Annotated in this window: 6 protein-coding genes; 3 read left to right on the top strand and 3 right to left on the bottom strand. The window is 75.8% G+C overall.

Going from position 1 to position 7,491, the window contains the following annotated elements:
• Positions 1-122 precede the first annotated feature (122 nt).
• Genes ACFT55_RS17705 through ACFT55_RS17695 form a run of 3 tightly spaced genes read right to left on the bottom strand, consistent with a single transcriptional unit; the run spans position 123 to position 4,906 of the window.
• Entirely contained in the window at positions 123-2,363 is a 2,241-nt protein-coding gene (locus ACFT55_RS17705) for a transglutaminaseTgpA domain-containing protein (RefSeq protein ID WP_380245158.1), read from the bottom strand.
• Entirely contained in the window at positions 2,360-3,781 is a 1,422-nt protein-coding gene (locus ACFT55_RS17700) for a DUF58 domain-containing protein (RefSeq protein ID WP_380245157.1), read from the bottom strand. Before ACFT55_RS17700 ends, ACFT55_RS17705 begins: the two co-directional genes overlap by 4 nt.
• Before the next feature lie 9 nt (positions 3,782-3,790).
• Positions 3,791-4,906 carry an AAA family ATPase gene (locus tag ACFT55_RS17695; protein ID WP_380245156.1) on the bottom strand — a complete coding sequence of 372 codons (1,116 nt, stop codon included), beginning with the start codon at positions 4,904-4,906 and terminating at the stop codon, positions 3,791-3,793.
• Positions 4,907-5,288: 382 nt separating this feature from the next.
• Here ACFT55_RS17695 and mraZ point away from each other — a divergent pair, with 382 nt between their 5' ends.
• The 3 genes from mraZ to ACFT55_RS17680 all read left to right on the top strand — a co-directional run bounded on the left by mraZ (position 5,289) and on the right by ACFT55_RS17680 (position 7,434).
• The gene (mraZ, locus tag ACFT55_RS17690) at positions 5,289-5,723 is read left to right on the top strand and encodes a division/cell wall cluster transcriptional repressor MraZ (protein WP_380245159.1); all 435 of its coding nucleotides are present in this window, start codon (positions 5,289-5,291) and stop codon (positions 5,721-5,723) included.
• A 209-nt stretch (positions 5,724-5,932) separates the two neighbouring features.
• On the top strand, positions 5,933-6,985 hold the full coding sequence (rsmH, locus tag ACFT55_RS17685) for a 16S rRNA (cytosine(1402)-N(4))-methyltransferase RsmH (protein ID WP_380245155.1): 1,053 nt from the start codon (positions 5,933-5,935) through the stop codon (positions 6,983-6,985).
• Entirely contained in the window at positions 6,982-7,434 is a 453-nt protein-coding gene (locus tag ACFT55_RS17680) for a hypothetical protein (RefSeq protein ID WP_380245154.1), read from the top strand. Before rsmH ends, ACFT55_RS17680 begins: the two co-directional genes overlap by 4 nt.
• The last annotated feature ends 57 nt before the right edge of the window (positions 7,435-7,491 follow it).

Here is a 7,491-nt window from a genome sequence, read left to right as displayed (position 1 = left end):
CTCGCGTGCCTGCGGCGGGTCGGTCCCGGCACCGGGTGGCTCTCCGCGCCGGGTCAGCACCTCCCGCCGATGGACCTTCCGGACGGGGTCAGCGCCTCGGCCAGGTCAGAGACTCCGCCGGGTCAGCGCGACCCGAGCGTGTCTCCCAGTCCTGCCGTGACGGCACCGGTGAGCCGCTCCAGCTCGTCCTGGTCCGGCGTCTGCGGCTCGCGGGCGTAACGGCTGGACTCGGCGGCGCCGGCGAGGGTCGTCAGGTCGTCGACCACCTCGGGCGCGAGGTCGCGCCCGGCCCGGGAGGACACCGCGGACGCGATCGCCTCAGGCGCACGCCGGAGCGTCGTCGCGGGCGGGAGGCGCACGCCCTCCGCCGCCAGCGCGGCGAGGACCTGCTGCCAGGCCAGCTCGGGGTCGAGCTCCTGGCCCGCGCGACGGCGGCGCGCCAGCAGGAGGACCAGACCGCCGGCGAGGACCACGATGAGGGAGCCGGCCGTGATCCACACCCACGCGGGGAGCCCGGTGTCGACGATGGGCGTGCTGACCGCGGCGGTCGAGGCGGTCGGCGACGTGTCGTCGCCCGAGGTGCTGTCGGAGGTCGGCCGGCGGTCCCCGAGGTCGGCCGCGGACGGCACCGGGGCAGGCTGGCCCTGCACCCGCGGCACCGTGTACGTCGGCGCGCTGCCGGTCTGCTGGGCCGGGGTGGGCTCGAACCGCACCCAGCCCGTCCCGGGGAAGTAGATCTCGGGCCAGGCGTGCGAGTCCTGGCCGGTGATCTGCCAGGTGGTGTCGCCGGTGCGGTCGCCCGGCAGGTAGCCCACGGCGATGCGTGCGGGAATCCCGAGGGACCGCGCCATGACCACCATCGTCGTCGCGAACTGGATGCAGTAGCCCGTGCGGTTCTGCAGGAAGTCCCACACCGGGTCGCCGGTCCCGCCACGGGGGATCGTCGTCGAGTAGGTGAAGCGGCTGGGGTCACGGAGCCAGCGCTGCAGAGCGACCGCCTGGTCGTACGCCGTGTCGGCATCCCCGACGACGTCGCCGGCCGTCTGCGCGACGTCGCCCGCGTGCGCCGTGTCGGGCACCTGCGTGTAGACCGGGTCGATGTCGGCCTCCGGGGCCTCGCGCAGCCGGGCGGGGCTGAGCTCGCGCTCGTGCACGGTGAGCGTGTAGGAGTCCCCGGCCCCCGTGAGCCCGCCGACGACCTCGTCGCGGGTCGCGTCGTAACCCCAGTCCGCCCCGGCGTCGCGGGCGTCCACCTCGCGAGGGTCGACCGTGAGGGGGAGCTTGTCGTCCCGCAGCTCGCCGACGTCGACCGTCACCGTGCGGACGGCGACCTGGCCGGCCGGCGGGTCGTCGGGCCACAGGACGTCGCCCGCCCCGAAGTCGCGCCCCGCGCGCTCCTCGCCGCGCTGCCAGCGGCGCCCGTCGAAGGCGGTGGCCGTGTAGCTGCGCAGGGGGCCCACGTCGGTCTCCGCGCCCGTGTCGTAGGTCAGGACGACGGAGCTCGACCGGTCCGTGAGGCTGCGCAGGATGTCGAGGTCCTCGGCGAGCCGGATCGTGTCGCCGGTGGTGGTGAACGCCCGGTACCAGCCGGCCGGCCCGCCCGGCAGGGCGGCCGACGCGCTCCCGACGAGGCCGGCGACCACGGCGAGGACGGCCGCGGCAGCCGTGGTCGCGACGGCGCGGGACCGTTCGGCACGCCGTACCGGGGCGGGGGAGCGTTCCTGCCGTCGCGTGCGGGCGGCCAGCGGGCCGTCGAGGGTGAGGAGCAGGAGCAGCGCCGTGACCGTCACGACGAACACGCCCCACGGGACACGTCCGGTGAGCACGAGCGGGGGAGCCCAGAGCGCGAGGAGCGGCAGGCCGACCGCGGCGGGCCGTCGCAGGGCCCCGGCCAGCGCGTCCGCGAGCAGGAGCACGAGGAGGGTGCCGCCCACCGCGAGCAGCCCGATGGGGACGCTCCCTGTGACGGGCGAGACCTCGGACCGGGCGATCTCGCCGGCCTCGCCGAGGCGGGCCACCACCCGTGAGACGTGCTCGGGCGTCACGAAGAACGTCGGGTCGGCGGTCGGGCCGCCGAAGCGTGCGAGGACGAACCAGCCGGCCACCACGCACCCCAGCAGGCTGGGCCACGCGGAGCCCTGCTCGCGCGCGCGCCGCCCCTGGGCGCGGGCGCGACGCTCGAGGACGACCCGGGTCGTGACCGTCGTGGCGCTGACGAGGACGATGCCGACCAGGCCGGCGCGCGTCCAGCCGCCGGGAAGGATGATGCTGGTCAGGGAGAGCATCGACGTCGCGACCGCCACGGCGACGAGCACCCCGGAGGCGATGGTGCGGGCGGTCGGCCCGGCATGGGCGGGGATCACGAGACACCCTCCGCGAGAAGTGCCCAGGCACGGTCGGGCGGCGTCCCGGGCGGACAGGTCGCGACCCGCCAGCCGGCGGCGCGCAGGTCTGCCACCGTGGCCGCGGTCGAGGGCGGCCCGCCGGCCTCGCGCGCCCGCGTCTCGGGGTCCGCGACGACGAGCGCCCAGCACGTGCCCTCGACGCCGAGCTCGGCGACCTCCCGGACCGCCCCCTCGGGCAGGGCGCCGAGGACCGCGACGAGGACCTCGTCCTGCGAGCGGCTCGTCCGCAGCGAGCGCACGGTCTGCAGCACGGCCCGCTCGCCGTCGGCGGCCCCGCGGTGCCCGTGCAGGTCGACGGTGGAGTCGAGGACGGTCGCACGACCGGTGCGGGCGCCCGCGGCGAACGGCACGGGTGCGGGCCCGGAGCCGGTGGGGACGAGACGGGCCGGGTGCCCCGCCTCGAGGAACGACACAGCGATCGAGGCGGCGAGCTCCACGGCCCGCTCGCCCTCCCCGTGCGTGCGGACGCCGCGCGACGTCGGCCAGACCCCGGTCCGGGGGTCCACGGGGGGCGGCAGGAGCGAGCGGTCCAGGACCACGGTCACGGGACGCACCCCGGCGCTCTCGTCGGCACGGACCATGAGCCTGCCCTGACGCGCCGACCCGGCCCAGTGCACGCGGCGCGGGTCGTCACCGGGGACGTACTCGCGCAGCACGGAGTCGTCCGTCGACGCGTACCGCGCGCCGGTGGCGGCACGGTCGACCTCGCCCAGGACGCGGGTGCGGGTGGGCAGCTCGACGGTGCGGGGCCAGACGGCGACCTTCGTCGCCACGCCGAGCGGCTGCGTCGTGCGGACGAGTCCGAAGGCGTCGGTCCGCGTGGTCAGCAGGGGTCCCAGCGGCCAACGCCCGCGCCGGGAGGGCGTCAGCGCGTAGGACACCGCGATCCGGTCCGGGTGCGCGGTGACCCTGGCGCGGATGCCGTGCGGTCCGGCCAGCTCGTGCGCCGCCTGCTCGGACAGCCGCAGCCGGGCGAGGCGTTCGTAGGCGGCGCCGGTCCGGGCGCGTGCTCCCACGACGAGGCGGACCGCGGCCGTCTGGTCGCGCACCACCGGGTTCGGCGTGAGCTCGCGGGTCACCAGCAGCGCACCGCGGCCGGCGTCGAGGCGCTGCGTCCCCATGAGCGCCCAGGCGAGCAGGACGGCGAGCACGGCGGCCGTGCCCAGCCCGACGACGTCCGGCAGGTCGAGGAGCACCCCGAGGGCCGCGAGCACGACTCCTACCACCAGCAGGGCAGTGCCGCGCCGGGTGGGCCGGACCCGTGCGAGGCGTCGCAGCGCGGGGTGCGCGTCGCCCCGACGGCGTCCGGGCGATGCCGTGCCGCCCGTGTCGCGCGCGGCACCGGGTACGGACCGGTCGGCGGCGGCGTCGGTCATGGTCGGCCTCTACCGGCCGCGCGCGGGACGGGCGAACGAGCCGGCAGGCGGCAGCGCGGACACGCGGGTGCCCGGGACGTCCGTGCGCCGGACGATCTCGTCGACCATGTGCTCGGGCGTCACGCCCGCCAGCCGGGTCTCGGTGCTGAGGATGAGGCGGTGGGCGAGCACCGGGACGGCGAGGGTCTGGACGTCGTCCGGGAGCACGTGCTCGCGGCCGGACATCGCAGCCACCGCCTTGGCGGCGCGCAGGAGCTGGAGCGACGCGCGCGGGGACGCGCCGAGGCGCAGCCCGTCGTGGTGGCGGGTCGCGCCGACGAGGTCGAGGACGTACTGCTTGACCGTGGTCGCCGCGTAGACGGAACGGACGACCTCGGCGTACCGCACCATGTCCTCGCCCGTGGTGACGGGGGACAGGTGGGCCAGCGGGTCGGAGGCCTCCTGACGGTCGAGCATGAGCAGCTCGGCCTCGGTGTCCGGGTACCCGACGGTCAGGCGGGCCATGAACCGGTCGCGCTGCGCCTCGGGCAGCGGGTAGGTGCCCTCCATCTCCACCGGGTTCTGGGTGGCCACGACGAGGAACGGCCGCGGGAGCGCGTGGGTGGTCCCGTCGATCGTCGTCTGCCCCTCCTCCATGCACTCGAGGAGCGCCGACTGCGTCTTCGGCGACGCCCGGTTGATCTCGTCGCCGATGACGACGTTGTTGAACACCGGCCCCGGCCGGAACTCGAAGTCGTGGGTGGCGGTCCGGAAGATGTTGACGCCGGTGAGGTCGCTCGGCAGCAGGTCGGGCGTGAACTGGATGCGGCCCACGCGGCAGTCGATGCTCCGGGCCAGCGCCTTGGCGAGCGTCGTCTTGCCGACCCCGGGGACGTCCTCGATGAGGAGGTGGCCCCCGGCCAGGAGGACCGCGACCGTGATCTCGGCGAGCCCGGGCCGGCCCGAGACGACCGAGTCGACCGCTGCCCGCACCCGGGCGGTGGCGGCGACGAGCTCGTCGAGGTCGCGGGCGAGGTCGGCCGGGGAGGCCTGGCCGGCCGCGCCCGGACGGGAGGCGTGGGCCTCGGTGACCTCCGTCTCCGTGCGGGCGTCGGTGACCGTGGGGGAGACGGGTTCTGGGTGCACGGGTGACCTCCGGTTCACGTGCTCGTGACGTTCTCGCAGCCTAGTGGAATCGCGGCCCACCGTGACGCGGATCACCCCCTCCACCTTCCTCCACGGGGGCGGGGCCGGGCGGGGGAGGCGGGCGGACCGGCGGTGCGGGGGCGTCCACCCGGCGGCACAGGGCCGTCGGAGGGCGGCGGCGCGGCGCTCGCGCCCCCACGGCCCCTCCACCCTGCTGCGTCGTGCTGACCTGCGGCGACGCCGAGGGGTGGTGCGTCATGGGGAGAGGTCCCCGTCTTTTGCCGCGCCCGGTGGAGGAAAGTGGAGTAGCGTGGAGGAAGCGGGAGCGCGAGGGGAGGTGCGAGCCGTGGCTGGTCTGGAGGACACGTTTCCGGGTGCCGGGCTGCTGCTCGGTACCTACACCCCCAAGCTCGACGAGAAGGGCCGCCTGATCCTCCCCGCGAAGTTCCGGGCCCGACTCGCTCCCGGTCTCGTCATGACGAGGGGGCAGGAGCGTTGCCTCTTCCTCCTCCCCATGGACGAGTTCGGCCGCATGTACGAGCAGGTGCGGCAGGCTCCCGTGACCAGCCGGCAGGCGCGCGACTACCTCCGCGTGTTCCTGTCGGGCGCGAGCGACGAGCTGCCGGACAAGCAGGGGCGGGTCGTCATCCCGGCCGCCCTGCGCGTGTACGCCGGGCTCGACCGGGACGTCGCCGTGATCGGCGCCGGCACCCGCGTCGAGATCTGGGACCGGTCCACCTGGGAGACCTACCTGGCCGAGCAGGAGTCCTCATACTCCGAGACGTCCGAGCAGGTCTTCCCGGACCTGCAGTTCTGAGGACAGCTCTTCGCACGACGACAACCGCACAGCAGCACCGGCGCCCGGCAGGGCGCCACACCGGGGCCCCGCACGACGAGGCCTCCTCCCGCGAGGGTCTGGCGCACTTCCCCGGCGCCAGAACGACGCGGAGGGAGACCTGGCCGGGCGGGGCCCGAGCACCACGACGACGAGCACGGCACGAGCACGACACCGAGAGGAGGACCACGATGACGACACCGGACGACCACGCACGACCGGCGGGGGACCGCCACCAGCCGGTCCTGCTGCAGCGGTGCGTGGACCTTCTCGCGCCGGCGCTCACGCAGCCGGGCAGCGTGCTGGTCGACTGCACGCTGGGCATGGGCGGCCACACCGAGGCGATGCTCGAGCAGGTCCCGACAGCCCGTGTCGTCGGTATCGACCGGGACACGCAGGCGCTGCGGCTCGCGGGCGAGCGCCTCGCGCGGTTCGGCGAGCGGTTCACGCCGGTGCACGCGGTCTACGACGAGATCGGCGACGTCGTCGCGGACCTCGGCCTGGACGGGGTGCAGGGCGTCCTCATGGACCTCGGGGTCTCCTCGCTCCAGCTGGACGAGGCCGGCCGGGGGTTCGCCTACGCGCAGGACGCCCCGCTCGACATGCGGATGGACCAGACGCGCGGCATCACGGCGGCGGACGTCCTCAACACCTACGACGAGCGTGCGCTCGCCCGGCTGCTGCGCGAGTACGGCGAGGAACGCTTCGCGCCCCGCATCGCCCGGGCGCTCGTGCGGCGCCGCGAGGAGCGCCCGTGGGAGCGCACCGGTGAGCTCGCCGACCTGGTGCGCGCGTCCATCCCGGCGGCCGCGCGGCGCACGGGCGGCAACCCGTCCAAGCGGACGTTCCAGGCCCTGCGGATCGAGGTGAACGGCGAGCTCGAGGTGCTCGAGCGCGCCGTGCCGGCCGCGATCGAGGTGCTGGCGACGGACGGGCGCATCGTCGTCGAGTCCTACCAGTCGCTGGAGGACCGCATCGTCAAGCGCGCCCTGGCACGGGGGACGACGTCCAGCGCGCCCCCCGGCCTGCCGGTCGAGCCCGAGACGCACAAGCCCTACCTGGAGGCCCTGACCCGGGGCGCCGAGGAGGCCGACGAGGCGGAGCTCGAGCGCAACCCCCGCGCCGCGTCCGTGCGGCTGCGGGCCGCCCGCCGCGTCCGTCCCACACCTGACCACCTGCGCACGACGTCACCGACCACGAAGCGTCCGTCCACGACGCGCCCGTCCAAGGAGGACCGCCGATGAGCGCCCTGCGTGCCCCCGTCGCCCCCGGGACCCGTCCCGGCACGGCTCCCCGTCGCGCGCCGCTGACCTCGCTGCCCGGAGGTGCTGCCGACCGGGGGCGCCGGCTCGACGCGGTCCGGGCGCCGCTCCAGGCGACCTCGGGGGTGCCGTTCCTCGTGCTGTGCGCCCTGATCCTGGCGGGCGCGCTGCTGGCGGCGCTGCTCCTCAACACGTCGATGGCCCGCGGGTCGTACGAGGCTGCCCGGCTGCAGGCCGAGGTCGGCCGCGTGGCCCAGGACGTCCAGGGCAAGCAGGAGGACCTCCGGGCGGCCGAGGCGTCGCTCGCGGACCGTGCCACGAAGCTCGGCATGGTCCCGGCCGAGGACCCGACGATGATCAGCATCGAGAAGCGCGCCACCGTCGGCATCGGCGAGGGCGACGCGAAGGCAGGCACCGCGGGGACCCGATGAGCGAGCGCAGGACGCCCCCGGCGGCGCGCGGATCGGCGCCCGGGCGTGCGACACGCC

Origin of the sequence: Isoptericola sp. NPDC057191 (assembly GCF_042670225.1) — a bacterium.
In the GTDB taxonomy this organism is placed as follows: domain Bacteria; phylum Actinomycetota; class Actinomycetes; order Actinomycetales; family Cellulomonadaceae; genus Isoptericola.
Note: the sequence above shows the minus strand (reverse complement) of the source record. Positions and strands in the feature narration are given on the sequence as shown.

What these genes read in the sequence shown, in the direction of transcription:
- ACFT55_RS17680 (WP_380245154.1), top strand. Translation starts at nt 6,982, where the DNA reads ATGAGCGCCCTGCGTGCCCCCGTCGCCCCCGGGACCCGTCCCGGCACG.
- rsmH (WP_380245155.1), top strand. Translation starts at nt 5,933, where the DNA reads ATGACGACACCGGACGACCACGCACGACCGGCGGGGGACCGCCACCAG.
- ACFT55_RS17700 (WP_380245157.1), bottom strand. Translation starts at nt 3,781, where the DNA reads ATGACCGACGCCGCCGCCGACCGGTCCGTACCCGGTGCCGCGCGCGAC.